Annotated in this window: 18 protein-coding genes; 11 read left to right on the top strand and 7 right to left on the bottom strand. The window is 38.3% G+C overall.

Translation table 11 applies throughout. The features are described from left to right. Positions 1-15 precede the first annotated feature (15 nt). Entirely contained in the window at positions 16-903 is an 888-nt protein-coding gene (prmC, locus tag GO621_RS04745; protein WP_157564692.1) for a peptide chain release factor N(5)-glutamine methyltransferase, read from the top strand. 37 nt (positions 904-940) lie between these two features. On the opposite strand, the gene GO621_RS04740 is transcribed toward prmC, so the two are convergent. The 3 genes from GO621_RS04740 to GO621_RS04730 form a co-directional block, all read right to left on the bottom strand. After that, on the bottom strand, positions 941-1,711 hold the full coding sequence (locus tag GO621_RS04740) for an FRG domain-containing protein (RefSeq protein WP_157564690.1): 771 nt from the start codon (positions 1,709-1,711) through the stop codon (positions 941-943). 77 nt (positions 1,712-1,788) lie between these two features. After that, positions 1,789-2,961, bottom strand: a complete 1,173-nt coding sequence (pncB, locus tag GO621_RS04735; protein WP_157564688.1) for a nicotinate phosphoribosyltransferase — start codon at positions 2,959-2,961, stop codon at positions 1,789-1,791. 111 nt (positions 2,962-3,072) lie between these two features. After that, positions 3,073-3,387 (bottom strand): hypothetical protein, encoded by a 315-nt coding sequence (locus GO621_RS04730; protein WP_157564686.1) that lies wholly within the window; start codon positions 3,385-3,387, stop codon positions 3,073-3,075. A gap of 167 nt (positions 3,388-3,554) precedes the next feature. Between GO621_RS04730 and GO621_RS04725 the strand changes: the two genes are divergently transcribed. Continuing rightward, entirely contained in the window at positions 3,555-5,447 is a 1,893-nt protein-coding gene (locus GO621_RS04725) for a RecQ family ATP-dependent DNA helicase (protein WP_157564684.1), read from the top strand. A 75-nt stretch (positions 5,448-5,522) separates the two neighbouring features. After that, a complete protein-coding gene (locus tag GO621_RS04720; protein ID WP_157564682.1) occupies positions 5,523-6,239 on the top strand; it encodes a head GIN domain-containing protein in 717 nt (238 codons plus the stop codon). 120 nt (positions 6,240-6,359) lie between these two features. On the opposite strand, the gene GO621_RS04715 is transcribed toward GO621_RS04720, so the two are convergent. From GO621_RS04715 to GO621_RS04705, 4 genes are all read right to left on the bottom strand, one after another. Further along, positions 6,360-7,244: a cupin-like domain-containing protein gene (locus GO621_RS04715; RefSeq protein WP_157564680.1), complete on the bottom strand. Its 885-nt coding sequence runs from the start codon at positions 7,242-7,244 to the stop codon at positions 6,360-6,362. A 165-nt stretch (positions 7,245-7,409) separates the two neighbouring features. Beyond that, entirely contained in the window at positions 7,410-7,562 is a 153-nt protein-coding gene (locus GO621_RS18755; RefSeq protein ID WP_198170139.1) for a hypothetical protein, read from the bottom strand. Between the two features lie 9 nt (positions 7,563-7,571). Continuing rightward, a complete protein-coding gene (locus tag GO621_RS04710) occupies positions 7,572-8,018 on the bottom strand; it encodes a DUF6934 family protein (protein WP_232335596.1) in 447 nt (148 codons plus the stop codon). Positions 8,019-8,198: 180 nt separating this feature from the next. Next, entirely contained in the window at positions 8,199-8,690 is a 492-nt protein-coding gene (locus GO621_RS04705; RefSeq protein WP_157564678.1) for a YajQ family cyclic di-GMP-binding protein, read from the bottom strand. A 76-nt stretch (positions 8,691-8,766) separates the two neighbouring features. Between GO621_RS04705 and GO621_RS04700 the strand changes: the two genes are divergently transcribed. The 8 genes from GO621_RS04700 to GO621_RS04665 all read left to right on the top strand — a co-directional run bounded on the left by GO621_RS04700 (position 8,767) and on the right by GO621_RS04665 (position 16,895). Further along, entirely contained in the window at positions 8,767-9,399 is a 633-nt protein-coding gene (locus GO621_RS04700) for a hypothetical protein (protein WP_157564676.1), read from the top strand. Positions 9,400-9,510: 111 nt separating this feature from the next. Further along, on the top strand, positions 9,511-11,565 hold the full coding sequence (gene ppk1, locus GO621_RS04695) for a polyphosphate kinase 1 (RefSeq protein ID WP_157564674.1): 2,055 nt from the start codon (positions 9,511-9,513) through the stop codon (positions 11,563-11,565). Positions 11,566-11,569: 4 nt separating this feature from the next. Continuing rightward, on the top strand, positions 11,570-12,448 hold the full coding sequence (locus GO621_RS04690; protein WP_157564672.1) for a Ppx/GppA phosphatase family protein: 879 nt from the start codon (positions 11,570-11,572) through the stop codon (positions 12,446-12,448). A 29-nt stretch (positions 12,449-12,477) separates the two neighbouring features. Next, complete coding sequence (locus tag GO621_RS04685; RefSeq protein ID WP_198170138.1) at positions 12,478-13,047, top strand: UbiX family flavin prenyltransferase; 570 nt, start codon at positions 12,478-12,480, stop codon at positions 13,045-13,047. Positions 13,048-13,127: 80 nt separating this feature from the next. Beyond that, complete coding sequence (gene mtaB, locus GO621_RS04680; RefSeq protein ID WP_157564669.1) at positions 13,128-14,447, top strand: tRNA (N(6)-L-threonylcarbamoyladenosine(37)-C(2))-methylthiotransferase MtaB; 1,320 nt, start codon at positions 13,128-13,130, stop codon at positions 14,445-14,447. 29 nt (positions 14,448-14,476) lie between these two features. Continuing rightward, a complete protein-coding gene (locus GO621_RS04675; protein ID WP_157564667.1) occupies positions 14,477-15,640 on the top strand; it encodes a prolipoprotein diacylglyceryl transferase in 1,164 nt (387 codons plus the stop codon). After that, a complete protein-coding gene (locus GO621_RS04670) occupies positions 15,640-16,104 on the top strand; it encodes a GtrA family protein (RefSeq protein WP_157564665.1) in 465 nt (154 codons plus the stop codon). Before GO621_RS04675 ends, GO621_RS04670 begins: the two co-directional genes overlap by 1 nt. Continuing rightward, a complete protein-coding gene (locus tag GO621_RS04665; protein ID WP_157564664.1) occupies positions 16,101-16,895 on the top strand; it encodes an inositol monophosphatase family protein in 795 nt (264 codons plus the stop codon). Before GO621_RS04670 ends, GO621_RS04665 begins: the two co-directional genes overlap by 4 nt. The last annotated feature ends 14 nt before the right edge of the window (positions 16,896-16,909 follow it).

Raw genomic sequence — 16,909 nt, 5'->3', positions numbered from 1 at the left:
TCCGTTCTTTGCTGCATGAAAACTGTTGGCGAAGCCCGAATTTGGCTTAAAGAAAATTTAAAAGTAATTTATGCTGAGGAAGAGCTCCCGGGAATAATGTTTTTATCGATGAATTTTATAACCGGATTATCGCAAACACAATTACATGCTTTCCCCGAAAAAGAACTAACCGGCAATCAAATCCAAATGCTTCTTTTAACAGCAAAAAAACTGCAAACCGGAATGCCAGTGCAATATGCTTTAGGCGAAACAGATTTTTTTGGGTTGAAGTTTGAAGTCAATCCTTCCGTATTAATTCCCCGGCCGGAAACAGAAGAATTGGTTGCGTGGGTTTTGGAGGAGAGAAAAAGTTTGAGCGGCGATGAGAGGAGCGGAGAGCGGAAAGATGAACGGATATTGGATATTGGCACAGGTAGCGGTTGTATTTCGGTTGCGATCAAAAAAAAATGGGCAGAAGCAGAAGTTTATGGTTTGGATATTTCGGCAGAAGCTTTACAAACAGCGAAAAGAAATGCTTTGCTAAACGGAGTAGAAGTAAAGTTTTTAAAGCAAGATATTTTAAATTTTAAGCCGGTAAAAGAAGCATTGCAATATTCCATCATCGTTAGTAATCCGCCTTACATTACACCAGCAGAACAGGAAGAGATGCATAATAACGTATTGGGTTTTGAACCTCATACTGCTTTATTTGTCCCCGAAAAAGATCCGCTTATATTTTATCGTGCCATTGCAGCTTATGCTTCTTTTAGCCTCGAAAAAAATGGCTTGTTGTTTTTTGAGATCAACGAAAAATACGGACAGGAAACAACGGAACTTTTGCGGCAAAAAGGCTTTGTAAATATTGAATTAAGAAAGGATTTTAGGGGAAAAGACCGCATGATTAAAGCAGAGAAAATGAGTTGATGTTATTTTCACAAATACTTATTTAAGCAATTTGTACTTATTCTATTAGGCTCTTCGCTTCCGCTATGCTGTTTTTATCGGTATAAAAATAGCGCCATTGCAAATGCGAACATAAGCCTTCCAGCTCCGGAAAAATAGTGAAAGCGTTTACGCCTAAAGTATTCAGGTCTGTCCGGATTTCCTGGAACTTTTCAAACGGGATTTTAATTTTAAAAAGTTTATTTTTGAAAGATTCCGCGTCATTTAAAGCAATCTTTTTTTCAATTTCAGCAGCAGGCTGGATACAAAAAACGCCGGACTGATTATTGATCCGTTGTTTAATAATTCGTGGCCGAAAGATCTTTGTTTCCTGGATATCAAAAGGATGAACAGCGTCAGTATCTAAATTAAAATCATTTGCTTCAGGCATCAGTATCCAAACAATAGCATTTTTACAGGTTTTTCTTTCCGGGTTTTCTTCCCATATAGCAAACCACAAAGCTGTTAATGCATTGTTAGACCAATCTAAAAGTCGGGTTGGCAAACCAAAATGCTGGCCAATTGTCAGATAATCCCAATCATCCAATGGCCTTTGTGTATCAATTAATAAAAAGTTTGTTCTTTTAAACTCGTGTAAAAGCAAACGCTCTGTCGAAAATAAATCTTCTTTAGGTTTTAAACGCGCAATTTTAGGCACCAGCGGGAAATCATCTTTTTGTCCGCGGAACAAAAAATCTTCCATGTTTCCGGCATCTGTATTCCTTTTTTTGTTTGCTTTAATAACCTCCAGATATTCTTCCACGCTTTGGATCGTTTTTTCGCCTGCCATGTTTTTAATTCATTCTATTCAAATATAATATCAAACCGAAAGAAATGTTTAAGGAAATTAGCAGCACAAAAAGCTGCTTAAACAATATTCAGAATAGTTTTGGCGAGTTTAATAGTTTCTTCATCGCCTGTATATTTGCCATGTTCGTCAGATAGCTTAACTACTTTCGTCCATTCGCCGAGTGCTGGTTTTGCTTCTGTCATTTTAACCACAATGTTTAATGGTTCTAACCCGGCATCATTGGTTAAATTGGTGCCGATGCCGAAAGACATGCCAATTTTACCGCTGCAAAAATCAACAATGCGTTTTACTTTTTCATAATTAAGCGCATCCGAAAAGATAATGGTTTTTGATAAAGGGTCAATCCCCAGGTTTTGATAATGCCGGATGGTTTTTTCGGCAAATTCGATGGGGTCGCTGCTGTCGTGCCGCACGCCGTCAAACAATTTGGAAAACATTTTATCAAACTGTTTAAAAAATATTTCGGTGGTATAAGTATCAGAAAGTGCAATACCAAGATCGCCGCGGTAAACTTCGGCCCAATGTTGCAAACCCAAACTATTGGCCATTTTAAAACCGTATTTTGCCGCATGGAACATAAACCATTCGTGCGCATGTGTGCCAATTGGTTTAGTTTGATTAAGCATGGCAAGTTGTACGTTGCTTGTTCCGATAAAAGTTCCTGCTCCGTTTTCCTTTAAAGCTTTTACCACTAAACTTTGTACCTGGTAGGAATGCCGTCGGCGCGTACCAAAATCGGCAAGTGTAATATTCAGCTCTTTAAATTTTTCTATTTTTTGTGTAGCCCTGCTCATTACCTCTTCATCGGATATTCTTTCCAGATGGTTTAATTGGTAATACAGTTCGCAAATTAAAGCCATCAGCGGCACTTCCCATAAAATGGTACGGTACCAAAAACCTTCGATAAAAACAGTAAGCCGGCCGCCGTTTTGGCTGATGGTTACTTCCCGTGGATTGTAGCAATAGCCCTGCAAAAAATCAAGATAAGCATGATCGAGGTACGGACAGGTTTTTAACAGATATTTTTTCTCTTCTAAAGTTAATTTTAAACCCGCCATCGCATCAACCGATTGTCTTAAAGCTTCGGCAAAACCATCCGGAAAAATGTGTTTCCCACGGTTAATAAACTCATAGCGTGCTTTGGCATCCGGAAATAATTTAACAACGCCCTGCTGCATGGTAATTTTGTAAAAATCGTTATCGAGCAAAGATGGGATCGTAACAGTCATGTTTTTAATAATGTAAGCAGCTTTTAATTGTTTAAAAATGGGTGGTAAAAACAGTATCGGCCGGACTTTAATTAAAGTCCGGCCGATACAACAGTTAACATTGCTTTATTATTAAATTTGTTTTGTTGCTTCAAAAAGTAATGTCTGGTCTTCCTTGCTGATGGTTAGGTCACCTTCAAGAGAAAAAGTTTCGTTTTCGTTATCAATCGTTAAAATTCCAACCGGTAAACTTGCCGGTTCTTGTTTAATTGATTGCAGCTCATATTCGGTTTCTCCTTCCGGCGTTACATCCTGCCAGCGGTTATCATCAATTTCATAAATAAAATAACGTGTTAAATGATCGTCTACATACTGATCGTGGTTTTGTTCAATTGGTTTTAACTGGATTAAGCGGTCGTGTGAAATAGGTACAGGCGAAGTTCTCATTTTTAATTTTCTGGTTAATAAAAATCTGTCATGCTGTTTTTATGCTGATAAAAGAAGCATGGCTTTCATCAGCATGAACATCAAAAAAACAGGTTTAGTTTTCTGTTGATCCTGCGCGAATTTAATAATATTGATGCGTTTTGATAACTTTGGCGGCCTAACTATAAATGACTATACAAGAAATCCTTCAGCATTACTGGAAGCACGAAACGTTCCGGCCAATGCAGGAAGACATTATCCAATCCGTTTTATTAGGATACGATACCTTAGCGCTGTTGCCAACCGGCGGCGGAAAATCCGTCTGTTTCCAGGTTCCGGCAATGGCAAAAGATGGCATTTGCATCGTAGTTTCTCCATTGATCGCGTTGATGAAGGATCAGGTAGAAAACCTGAAAGCCAAAGGAATTGAAGCCATCAGCATTGTTTCCGGAATGGGCAGACGTGAAGTGGATATTGCGTTGGATAATTGTGTTTACGGCAATATCAAGTTTTTGTACCTGTCGCCAGAAAGGTTACTGTCAGAACTGGTCCGCGAACGCATCAGGTACATGGATGTAAACCTTTTTGCGGTTGACGAAGCACATTGCATTTCAGCTTGGGGTTATGATTTTCGTCCGTCTTATCTTCATTTGGCCGATCTTCGCCAGCTTCATCCAAACGTTCCGGTCCTGGCTTTAACGGCAACCGCAACGGCGCAAGTCCGGGAAGATATTCAACAAAAATTGTTGTTTAAAAGAAGCAATGTTTTTCAGCAAAGCTTCGAAAGGCAAAATTTAAGTTACGTAGTTCAGGGCGATGAAAACAAGCTGCGCAAAATGCTGGACGTGATTCACGGCGTAAAAGGAAGCGGGATTATTTATGTAAGAAGCAGGCGCGAAACTTTTGAAACGGCCAAATATTTAAATCAACACCAAATTCCTGCTGATTTTTATCACGCAGGATTAACAGCCGAAGAACGTTCCATTAAACAGGAAAACTGGAAAAATAACGATGTTCGGATTATTGTTGCTACGAACGCTTTCGGAATGGGAATTGATAAACCAGATGTCCGTTTTGTAATCCATAAAGATGTTCCCGAGAGTTTGGAAGCGTATTACCAGGAAGCCGGCCGGGCAGGGCGCGACGGACAAAAAGCTTATGCGGTGCTGCTTTATACCAAAAGCGACCGTTTGCAGCTGGAGAAAAAGTTTGAACTGAGTTTTCCTTCGGTAGAAGAAATTAAAAAAACCTATCATTACCTCGGCAATTACACGCAACTGGCTTATGGCGCAGGAGAAGGTTTAAGTTTTGATCTGGATATTGGCAATTTTTGTGCTCAGTTTAAGCTTGATCCAGTTAAAACCTTAAATGCTTTAAAGTTTTTAGAGCGGGATGAGTATGTAGCTTTTACAGAAAGTGTTTTTTTGCCTTCGCGTTTTCGTTTTGAAATTGGGAATGAAGATTTGTACCGTTTCCAGATTGAAAATTCCGGTTATGATTTTTTTATTAAAACTTTGCTTCGCACTTATGGCGGTTCTTTTGAAAATTATGTCCGCATTCGTGAATTGGAAATTGCACATCGTTTAAACCAAAGCGTACAGCAGGTAATTGCACAATTAAAATATCTGGAAGAGCAAGGTGTTTTAAGTTATCTGCCGCAAACCGATCAGCCGCAAGTTACTTTTACGCGTGCACGTCAGGATAATTTGCATGTTTTTATCGACCGCAAATTCCTGGAAGACCGAAAAAAGGTTTTCCACCAAAAAATGGAAGCTGTTTTTACTTATGCCGAAAGCAGGCAATGCCGGAGCAGAATGTTGTTAGCTTATTTAGATGAACCGGAGGCACCAATTTGCGGCCATTGTGATATTTGCCTGGAAAATAAAAGGCTGGAAAAAGCATCAGAAATATTTGACCGGATAACGCAGGAAGTGATCGATCAGCTTTCCATACAAAGCAGTTCTGTTGAAGAGTTGATGCAGTCGTTAAGAACGGGACGCGAAAAGGAAAAACTGGAAGTAATACGAAGACTGTTAGATGCCGGAAAAATAAAATCTGATGGAGAAAAATATTATCTTTAAAGCATCAATTTTGCCGGAACCAATGCTTCTTTTACCGGCAAAAAATTTGTATCAACCTAAAACACTTAAAACGTTATGAAAAAGCAACCGCTACTTATTTTATCGGCATTTGTACTTCTTTTTTCTTTGCTTGCGTCCTGCAATAACTCATGCGTAAAAGGTTCTGGTAAAGCAGTTTCGGAAAACCGTAAAGTTGCTGCTTTTACTAAACTTAATCTTATTGGGGCATATAAATTGGTGTTGAAACAAGGAAGCCCGTCCGTTAAAATTACTGCCGATGATAATTTGCTGAAACTTATTCAAACTGATATAAGCGGAGATGAACTCAAAATCAGTACAAAAGGAAGCATTTGTAATGCCGGAACGATGGAAATTGATATTACAAATCCTGATTTTCAAGCTGTAAAATCTTCCGGTTCACTGGATTTAAGTTCTGATGGCAAGTTGTCTGTTAAAGATTTTGATATGGAACTGGCCGGTGTATCTAAAGTAAACCTGAATTTAAGTGCAGCAAATGTAAAAACGCTGGCAAGCGGAACATCAGAAATTAATTTAACAGGACAAGCAACCGAAAACTTAGTAACGCTAAATGGGACCGGAAATTTAAATGCTTTAGATTTTATAGTAGCCAATTACCGGATAGAAACCAGAGGCGCAGCGCACTGTAAAATTAACGTTTTGAACGAGTTAAGCGTTGATATAAGCGGTGCCGGCGATGTACAGTATAAAGGTAATCCGTCTAAAATTAATAATGCAAATTCTGGTGCAGCAAGTATAAAAAAGATACAGTAAAAGAAGCATGCTTCTTTTATGGGTAGAAAGTAGTTGAATTTAACTTGGAACAGAAATATTTTTAGAGTAGTTATTTAAATAACTTTTAGCTAATAAAAGTAAAGCTGTTCTATTATTCTATCAAATTAAACTTTCCTGCCTGTTAATAATACCACCAGCAATTTTGCCATAAACCAATAACGGCGAAGCCAGAACAGAAACCTTCTTTTTCAAAGCACGGTAATTATCAGCAATAAACAGATCCCAATTAGCTGCATTTAACTGCGACCGGCCAAAAGAAATACAAGGTTCGTGGATTTGGGTAGAATGCCACCAGCCGGTTGGAAACAAAAGTGTTTCACCTTCATTTAAAGTAAATTTTAAAGGTTTTGCTTCCTTAAATAAAGGATGTTTTTTGTAATCCGGATTGAAAATATCAACCCAGGAAAACTTTGCATTATTAGCATTCGGATACAAGTAAGGCGTTTGTTCAGGCGGGTACAAAATGAAATCTTTAGAACCATAAACCTGCGTAATTTGCGTGTGCAAGTTTAAAGCATCAATATGCAGGAAAGGGAAAAAGGAACCTTTTCCGCCTAAAAATATTTCGTAAGGTGTTGTGCCATGCAAAAGAAACTGCGGTAATAATGGATGATTGATCCGGTCGCTTTTACTGTATAATATTTCCGGGGTAAAATCTGTCAGCAGTTCGGGAAAGTATTGTTTAAGGTTGAAATTGTAAGGATAAGGAGCCTGGTTTTCTGGTGTGGCTTTCATAATCATATCCACTACATCAGCCATTTTGTACGCAACCCCTTTTATCTCTTTAGTTAAATTTCCATAATTTTCTTTAAAAAATTGTGGTGTTAATTTGCCCATTGCTTTCCAGTTTCGGGCAGCATCGGTAAGCACAACAGGAACAGAAGGTTCAATATATTCTTTAATTAAATCTGCCTGAGAAAGGTTGCTGCGTTTATCGATGGTAAAAACAGCATCAGCTTTTGGTTGGGTTTGATTTGAAACCATTGTATCAGAAATAATGATTTTGCTGTTAGTGCAATTTTTAACAGCGAATGCAAATCATACGTAAAACGGATGATTTTAGATACATTATTTTAGTAAATGGTTGTCAAAAGTAAAGGGCTTTACTTTTATTATTTTTTTACTTGTCTTTATAAAAATAAATTAAAGCTATTCTTCAAATTTAGGAATTCCAACAGTTTTAAGTATATGGTTAGCCTTTTCAATTTTATCTTTAAACAGTCCTTTTTCAAGATATTTGTCTAAACTTTTATCAACCTTATTGATAACAGGTTTTTTACCGGAATTTTTTGTTTGTTTCATATTATAAAGTTACTTCTTTTTTCTTTTTACTAAAAACGCTTCAAATTCTGTTTGTTTTTCAAATGGTTGCCAATTTTTATCTACAAGCCCAAATACCTCAAAATCTTCTTCAATTTCTTCCACATTATTACTTATCCCTAACCTGTAAAGCCGTGTACGTGCTTTTGTACTGCCTATTGCAAAAACCATTGCTTGCGGAAATTTATCTGTAAAGGTGTATAAAGTAGAGGCAACAGTCGCTAATACTTTTTCACTGTCGCCATTGTTGGTAACAACTTCATCGTCAATTTCCCCTGTAGTTTCGTCTTTATCGCCAAAGCCTAAGTTGTAGAAGTTATGCAAATGTGTTTCGCAATAAATAACCAGTTTAGAGATTTTGCCGTTTATACCTTCACTTACAAATTCAAAGACCATAGAAGTCTCACCAATGTTAACCGGATATTTTTCAATTTTCATTTTTCAAAAAAGGTTTTACATTGGAGATAGAGAAATTAAGGCGCTAAAAGAAGCATCTCTTAGCTTCTTTTAGCGCTTATCAATTGTACAATGGTTTTGGCTTGCAAGCTTAATAGTTGCTAATTTTTTGATCTGATTTTCTTCATCAAAATCCAATTTCTGTATGGAAGAACGTAACGCTCAGTTCCGCATATTGCTGTATTGCAAAGGTTGGCCGAAATCTTCGCCCCGGCACAAAGAAATTACCGCTTGCAAATCATCAATTTTTTTGCCTGTTACCCGAACCTGGTCGTCCATAATGGCAGCTTGTACTTTTAAACCGCTGTCTTTAATCTTCTTCACGATTTTTTTGGCCACTTCTTTATCAATCCCTTCCACAATTTTAATTTCCTTGCGGATCATATTGCCCGAAGCATATTCCTGCTTGCCAAAATCCAATGCGTTCGGGTCTAAATGCTGTTTCACCATCCGGCTGATGATAGAATCCTGGATCGCTTTTAAGCGCATATCGTTTTCGGTAACAATCGTAACTTCATTGGTTTTTTTATCCAGCTCGATACTGCTTTTAGAATCATTAAAATCGTAGCGGTTTAAAATTTCCTTTTTTGCATTGTTGATGGCATTATCTAACGTTTGTGCATCAATCTTGCTAATAATATCAAAAGATGGCATATTATGTTAATTTAATTTATAGAATTAAAAATTATCTGATAGCTTTATCAGGATAATAACCCCCAACAAAGTTAACATGAAAAAGAAAGGTAAATCAAAAGTAAAAAACAAAGATTTAGAAAAAGATATTACCAGCAAATTTATGGATGTAGTGCATGGTTTAGGCCATGATGCAGAAAAGCTGAAAAAGGAAATTGCCAAAGCTGGCAAAGCTGTTTCTAAAAAAATAACCAGTTCATTGCAGGCAGCAAAAACAAAAGCGGAACAAACCACAGATAAACCGGAGAAAAAAGCCGGTAAAAAAGTTAAGCCAGCAAAAACAGAAGTAGCCAAGGCAGATTCTAAAGCAGAGAAAGTATTATCTAAAGCCAGTAAAGCTGCCGGTGATAAAACAAAACAGGTTTCAGGTTTATCTGTAGCAAAGCCTGCACTTCCGGCTATTGATAAAACAGAAACGCCTGTAGTAAAAAAAGAGGTGGTAAAAGAAGCACCGGCACCGGTTGCGCCAGCTAAAAAACGGGCACCAAGACGGTCGAAAGAAGAAATGGAAGCCTCTAAACCCACAGAAAAAACACCGGTAAAAGAAGCATCGACAACATCAGCAAAACGCAAGCGCGCATCCAGAAAACCAGCACCAGCAGTTACCGCAGCACAACCAGCAACAGAGGCCGCAGACAGGGAAACAGCGGCATCAACCCTAACAGATTAAGCAAAGCAGTTTTATTGTTTTGTTTATGAAGGTTAACATCAACTTAATAATAAATGTTGTTTTTTGCTTTCCCGGTACAACCTTCCGGGATTTTTTTGTTTTTAATGAGTTATGAGTTTAAAACGTATTCCTTTAACTAACCGCGAAATCAGTTGGCTGTATTTTAACGAAAGGGTTTTGCAGGAAGCCGCGGACGAAGGTGTGCCACTAATTGAAAGGATACGTTTTCTGGCTATCTTTTCTTCTAACCTCGACGAGTTTTACCGCGTTCGCGTAGCTACGTTGAGCCGTTTGGCAAACCTGAACGAAAGATCAAAAGAAATTTTTGGTTACAATCCGCGTAAAATTCTTAGTCAAATTAAAAACCTGGTGATTAAGCAGGAAAAAAAGTTTAATAACCTGTACGAAAACATTATTGTAAAAAAACTGGCCGAAGAAAAGATTTTTATACTGGACGAAAAGCAACTGAATGTTGCACGCGGCACTTTTGTAAAAACTTATTTCCGGGAAAAACTTCTTTCCAACGTGGTTCCTATTATGCTTAATAAGCATCTGGTAATGCCAGAATTAAGGGACCAAGCGATTTACTTTTTTGTCAGGTTGAGTAAAGAAGGCCAGACAAGCGAAGCAAAACTGGCATTAATTGAAGTTCCGGAAAATATGCAACGTTTTTTAGTGCTGCCGGAAACCAACCAACTCAAGTTTATCATTTTGCTGGATGATATTATCCGTTATTGCCTGGACGATATTTTTTTCATTTTTGATTATGATGTGATCGAAGCGTATTCTATTCAGCTTACCCGCGATGCAGAACTGGACCTGGATAAAGAAGTAAGCGAGAAGTTTATCGAATCTCTTTCTAAAAGCTTGCAGAAACGCAAAAAAGGCAAACCCATGCGGTTACTGTATGATACAGATATGCCAATGGATATGCTTTCGTACCTTGTGCGTAAAATGCAGTTAACCGCTTCCAGCCTTATTCCCGGAAGCCGTTACCATAATTTTAAAGATTTTATCAACTTCCCGAATGTTGGTCGGCCAGAACTGGAATACCCGAAAGTAGCGCCCTTATGGGTCCCAAATTTATCGTTTGGTAAAAGTTTGTTAAGCATGATAAGCAAGCGTGATTTTCTGATCAGCACACCTTACCAATCCTTCGATTATATTATTCATTTTTTGAGGGAAGCAGCCATCGATCCCGGTGTCCGCGAAATCAGCATTACGCTTTATCGGCTTGCTGCAAATTCCCGGATTATTAACGCATTGATCAATGCTGCCAAAAATGGAAAAACAGTTCATTGCCTGGTAGAATTAAAAGCCAGGTTTGATGAACAAGCTAATATATACTGGAGCAGAAGGCTGGAAGAAGAAGGCGTAAATGTAATTTATGGCGTTTCCGGATATAAAGTACATTCCAAGATATGTTTAGTTAAACGATTGGAAAATAGGAAAGTATGTTATTACGCTTGCTTATCTACCGGAAATTACAATGAAAAAACTGCCCGTATTTATGCTGACCATACCTTGCTCACAGCGAATAAAAAAATTACTTCCGGTTTGGTAGAAGTTTTTGCCGCACTGCAAAAAAACATCGTTCCGCAAGGAATTAAAACCTTAATGGTTTCTCCTGTTGATTCCCGGAAAATGCTGTACAAGTATATCGACCAGGAAATTTCTAATGCTAAAAAAAGTATTCCCGCTTATATTATTTTAAAAATGAACAGTCTGGCCGATGAACAAATGATAGCACATTTGTATAAAGCCAGCAATGCAGGTGTTAAAATAAAACTGATTATCCGCGGCATGTGCTGCCTGGTGCCGGGTGTAAAAGGCAATAGCGAAAACATTGAAGTGATTAGTATTGTAGATAAATACCTGGAACATGCACGCATTTACATTTTTGGAAATGCTGGAAAAGAACTGATGTTCCTTACTTCATCTGATTTAATGACCCGCAACCTTGATAATCGCGTCGAAGTTGGTTTCCCAATCTTTGACAAAGAACTTAAACAGGAAATTAGGGATATTATCAACATCCAGCTTCAGGACAATACCAAAGCCAGGGAAATCAACAGTTTAAACAATAACCGGTACCATAAAACTGATGACAAGTTAAAAGTAAGGTCGCAGTTTGATATTTATACTTACCTTAAACAAAAGAAATAAAATTTTGAGATACGCCGCCATAGATATTGGTTCTAACGCTGTTCGTTTGTTGATTGCAGATATTGCTGATGCTGCTCAACCCGTAACCTTTAAAAAAAATACCTTAATCCGCGTGCCTTTGCGTTTAGGTGATGATGCTTTTATCGATAAAAAAATCTCAGAAAAAAAGATTGATGATTTAGTAAAAACGATGCACGCCTTCCGTAACCTGATGGACGTGTACGGTGTAACGGAATATGCAGCTTGTGCTACTTCAGCCATGCGCGAAGCCGTTAACGGACCGGAAATTGTAAAACAAGTTAAGAAGAAAGCAGGTGTAGAGCTGGAAATTGTAGGAGGCCAAAGGGAAGCAAATATTATTTACGCAAGCCGTACCGAGGATAAATTAGATAAAAAAAAGAACTATTTATACATTGATGTTGGCGGCGGAAGTACCGAACTTTCTTTTTTTGCCGATGGCGCTTTGGTGGCTTCCCAGTCTTTTAATATCGGTACAATCAGGATTTTGGATAACCAGGACAAAGATGAGACCTGGAAAGATATGGAGCGATTTATTTCTTCCAATACTAAATCATACAAAAATATAATTGCGATTGGTACGGGCGGAAATATCAATAAACTGTTTCGTTTGTCTGAGGAAAAGGAAGGAAAACCAATGTCGTTTTCCAAATTAAAAAACCTGCACCATTATCTCAGTTCGTATTCTTTAAAAGATCGTATCCAGGTTTTGGGTTTGAACCAGGACCGTGCAGATGTTATTATTCCGGCTGCACAAATTTTTATAACCGTAATGAAATGGGCAAGTATCAAAGATGTTTACGTACCTAAAGTGGGAATGGTAGATGGAATTATACAATTGCTGATCGAGGAAAACTTGAAGTAACCAATGCTTCTTTTATGCCATAAAAATTGATGAAAAAGAAAATAGTAGTTGCCATAACCGGTGCAAGCGGTTCTATTTATGCCAAGCTTCTGCTGGAAAAATTGCAGGCTTTGCACCAGCAAATCCAGGAAGTTGGCGTAGTAATGTCTGACAATGCCCGTGATGTGTGGAAATTTGAACTGGGCAACGAAAGCTACCAGGATTTTCCTTTTAAATTTTACAGCAAAACTGACTTTTGGGCGCCTTTTGCTTCCGGTTCTGCACGTTTTGATACCATGATTATCGTTCCTTGTTCAATGGGGACTTTAGGGCGGATTGCAGGCGGAATTTCCAATGACTTAACTACCCGTTCTGCTGATGTAATTTTAAAAGAACGCCGAAAGCTTATTTTGGTTGCCAGAGATACACCACTTAACCTGATTCATCTGCGCAACATGCAAACCGTAACAGAAGCTGGTGGAATTATTTGTCCGGCAGTTCCTTCGTTTTACAGTCGCCCAAAAACGATTGAAGAAGTTGCGATGACGGTTGTAAACCGCATTATCGATCTGACTGGATTGGAACACGAAACTTATCGCTGGAGCGGACCTGAAGGTTAATAGATGCTTAGTTGTTGTCATTCCAATTGAAATGACAATGCTTCTTTTAGCATAGATTTTTTATCTTTGCAAACTCGAAAATGAATAGGAAAGTTGCCTTTTACACGCTGGGTTGCAAACTCAATTACTCCGAAACTTCTGCTATAGGTAGGCAGTTTAAAAAAGCTGATTATGAAATAGTTAATTTTACAGATCAGGCTGATGTTTATGTAATCAACACCTGCTCGGTTACAGAAAATGCCGACCGAAAATGTAAAAAGGTAGTAAAAGAAGCATTAAAAATTTCGCCTTTGGCTTATATTGCAATTGTAGGTTGTTATGCTCAACTGAAACCAAAAGAGATTTCAGAAATTGAAGGCGTAGATATTGTGCTCGGCGCATCAGAGAAATTTCAATTAGTTGAGCATATTACCGATCTCACTAAAAATCCAAAAGCACTTGTCTATAATTCACCGGTAAAAGAAGCAAACCAGTTTATTCCTTCTTATTCTTTTGGCGACCGTACGCGTACGTTTTTAAAAGTTCAGGATGGCTGCGATTATTCCTGTTCCTTCTGCACTATTCCAATGGCAAGAGGAGCAAGCAGAAGCGACACAATCAGCAATGTAATTAAGCAAGCACGTGAAATCGCATTATCTGGTGTAAAAGAAATTGTTTTAACCGGCGTAAATCTTGGTGATTTTGGTTTGATTGATGGTGTCCGTCAGTACCGTTTTGTTGATTTGGTTAAAGCTTTAGATGAAGTAGAAGGAATTGACCGGATCCGTATTTCTTCCATCGAACCAAATTTGTTAACTGATGAAATTATTGCTTTTGTAGCTGCTTCCAAACGCTTTGTGCCGCATTTCCATATTCCGTTACAGTCGGGTTCAAATAAGATTTTAAGTTTGATGCGCCGGCGTTACAAACGTGAATTATACACAGAACGCATCAGCAAAATAAAAGAACTTATGCCCGATTGTTGTATTGGTGTAGATGTAATTGTAGGTTTTCCGGGAGAAACACGGGAAGATTTTATTGATACTTACAATTTTTTAAACGAATTACCGATTTCTTATTTGCATGTTTTTACTTATTCTGAACGGGAAAATACACCCGCAAAAGAATTAGCAGGCGTAGTGCCAGGTTCAACACGAGCAGAACGAAGCAAAATGCTGCATATTTTATCCGATAAAAAACGTCGTGCTTTTTACGGATCACAAGTTGGCAAATTTGAAGACGTTTTGTTTGAAAGAGAAACCAACGATGGCTTGATGCATGGCTTCACCAGAAATTATGTTAAAATCGAAACTGTTTACGATCCTTTGCTGGTAAATGAGATCAAACCAGTACGTTTAACAGCAATTGCCGCATCAGGCGATATGGAAATTGAGGAAACAGCAGAAATTCTGGTTCATTAGTTTTATCTTCGCCCGAAACTGCCTCATAGATGTTTCCAACTATAACCGAACTGATCCGGTATTTAACCGGCATTACCATTCCGCTCCCAATTCAAACTTTTGGTTTTTGCGTGGCTTTGGCCTTTATTGCTTCTTACTGGGCTTTTGAGCAAGAGTTTATCAGGAAGGAAAAGCTTGGTTATATTCATCCTTTTAAAAAAACAATTACTACCGGCGAACCTGCTTCCGTAGCAGAACTGATTGGTAACGGCCTGTTTGGTTTTTTAATTGGTTATAAGTTTTTAGATGCCGTTTTTCATTACCGTGCCTTGGTTGATAATCCACAGGAATTTTTGCTTTCTGCACGTGGAAATTGGATCGGCGGAATTATCGTGGCTGCTGTTTTTGCTTTTTGGGCTTATTCCGAAAAGAAAAAAGCAGCTTTGCCACAACCAAAAATACAGGAAGTAACGGTTCACCCTTATGAATTGATGGGCACGATGTTGGTTTGGGCAGCTTTCTGGGGATTTGCAGGGGCTAAGCTTTTTAACGGACTGGAAAACTGGAACGAGTTTGTAAAAGACCCAATTGGCATGATGGTTGGTTTCAGCGGATTAACTTTTTACGGTGGCCTGGTTTGCGGCGGTGCAGCAGTTATGTATATCGCTCATAAAAATCATATCAAGCTCATTCACATGGCTGATATTGGTTCGCCGGGAATGATGATTGCTTATGGCGTTGGCCGCATCGGTTGCCAGCTTTCGGGAGATGGAGATTGGGGAATAGCTAACCTGGCACCAAAACCAAGCTGGTTAAGCTGGGCGCCAGATTGGGTTTGGGCTTTCCGTTTTCCGCATAATGTGGGTGATGAAGGCATACAAATTCCAAATTGCATTGGTAAATATTGCCATGTATTGCCCGAGCCGGTTTTCCCAACTTCGTTTTACGAATCGGTTATTTGCATTTTACTGTTCCTGTTTTTATGGAGTATACGGAAATATATTAAAACACCAGGATTGATGTTTGGCATTTATCTCATTCTAAACGGAACGGAAAGGTTTCTGATCGAGCTGATCCGTGTAAATACCAAATATCATATTGCCGGCATTGCTTTTACGCAGGCAGAATTTATATCATCTGTTTTGATAATCTTCGGAACAATTATGATTATTAGTGCTTTATTAAGGCATAAAAGAAGTATCCCAACTATTTAATGCCTGTAAAAATTACCAATCCGGCTTTTAAAAAACTACTCAAAAACGAGATAGTCCGTTTTTTTCTCTCTACTGGAGTTGGCTTTATTGTAGATGCAATTGTTTATTACCTGGTATATCATTATGCTTTTAATGATGAAGGAGTAAAAGTTTTCAATTATCTTATTTCAAGAGATGTTATTTCCCTGATTATTTCTTATTCCTGTTGTATCATCTGCAATTTCCTGCTTACCAAATATTTTGTTTTTGCGCATTCAAAGCTTTCTTCGAGGAGCCAGTTTTTACGGTTTTTTTTAGTTGCGTTTGTGGGTTTCTTTGCAAACCTGCTGATGCTGCGGCTTTTCGTTTATGTATTTAAAGTCTATCCGCCGTTAGCCAGAATTATAGCTGCTTTAAGTTTAGGTATTGCCAGCTATTTTGTCCATAAGTTTTTCTCATTTAATATCAAAAGAGGTTCAAAATGAATTTAGAAATATTGTGTCAGGATGTAGTTGCATTGGCAAAACAAGCCGGAAAGTTTATCAAAACAGAAGCCGGAAAGTTCAATGCCGACCGGATTGAGTTTAAAGGGTTAAACGACATGGTTTCTTACGTTGATAAAACTTCGGAAGAAATAATTGTAGCCAAATTACAGCAATTATTACCCGAGGCCGGTTTTATCACCGAAGAAAAAACCATTGCCAAAGTTGGCGAGCGTTATAATTGGGTGATTGACCCTTTAGATGGCACAACTAATTTTATTCATGGTTTACCTGTTTATTCAGTTAGCATTGCTTTAAAAGAACAGGAAGAACTGGTTTTAGGCGTGGTTTACGAAATTAACCAGGATGAGTGTTTTTATGCCTGGAAAGGTGCGCCTGCTTATTTAAACGGTAAAAAAATCTATGTTTCTGATAAACCGACTTTGGCCGACAGTTTAATTGCAACCGGTTTCCCGTATTACAATTTTGAAAAAGCCGATGCCTATATGGATTTGTTTAAAGATCTGATGAAAAGCTGCCACGGTCTGCGCCGTTTAGGTTCTGCAGCCGTTGACCTGGCTTATACCGCTTGCGGCCGTTTTGATGCCTATTACGAATATAATCTGAACGATTACGATATGGCCGCCGGAATTATCATTGTAAAACAAGCAGGCGGACAGGTTTTTGATTTTTCCGGAGGAAATGAAATGCTTAAAAAACGTGATGTTATTGCAACAAATGGAAAGGTTAGTCAGGAGTTGCTGAATAAAATTTTGTTTGCGTTTAGAAAGTAACTGCAAAAAAGGTG

The organism is Mucilaginibacter arboris (genome assembly GCF_009754915.1).
In the GTDB taxonomy this organism is placed as follows: domain Bacteria; phylum Bacteroidota; class Bacteroidia; order Sphingobacteriales; family Sphingobacteriaceae; genus Mucilaginibacter_A; species Mucilaginibacter_A arboris.
The sequence above is the reverse complement of the archived record's forward strand: the minus strand, read 5'-3'. Positions and strand labels throughout refer to the sequence as shown.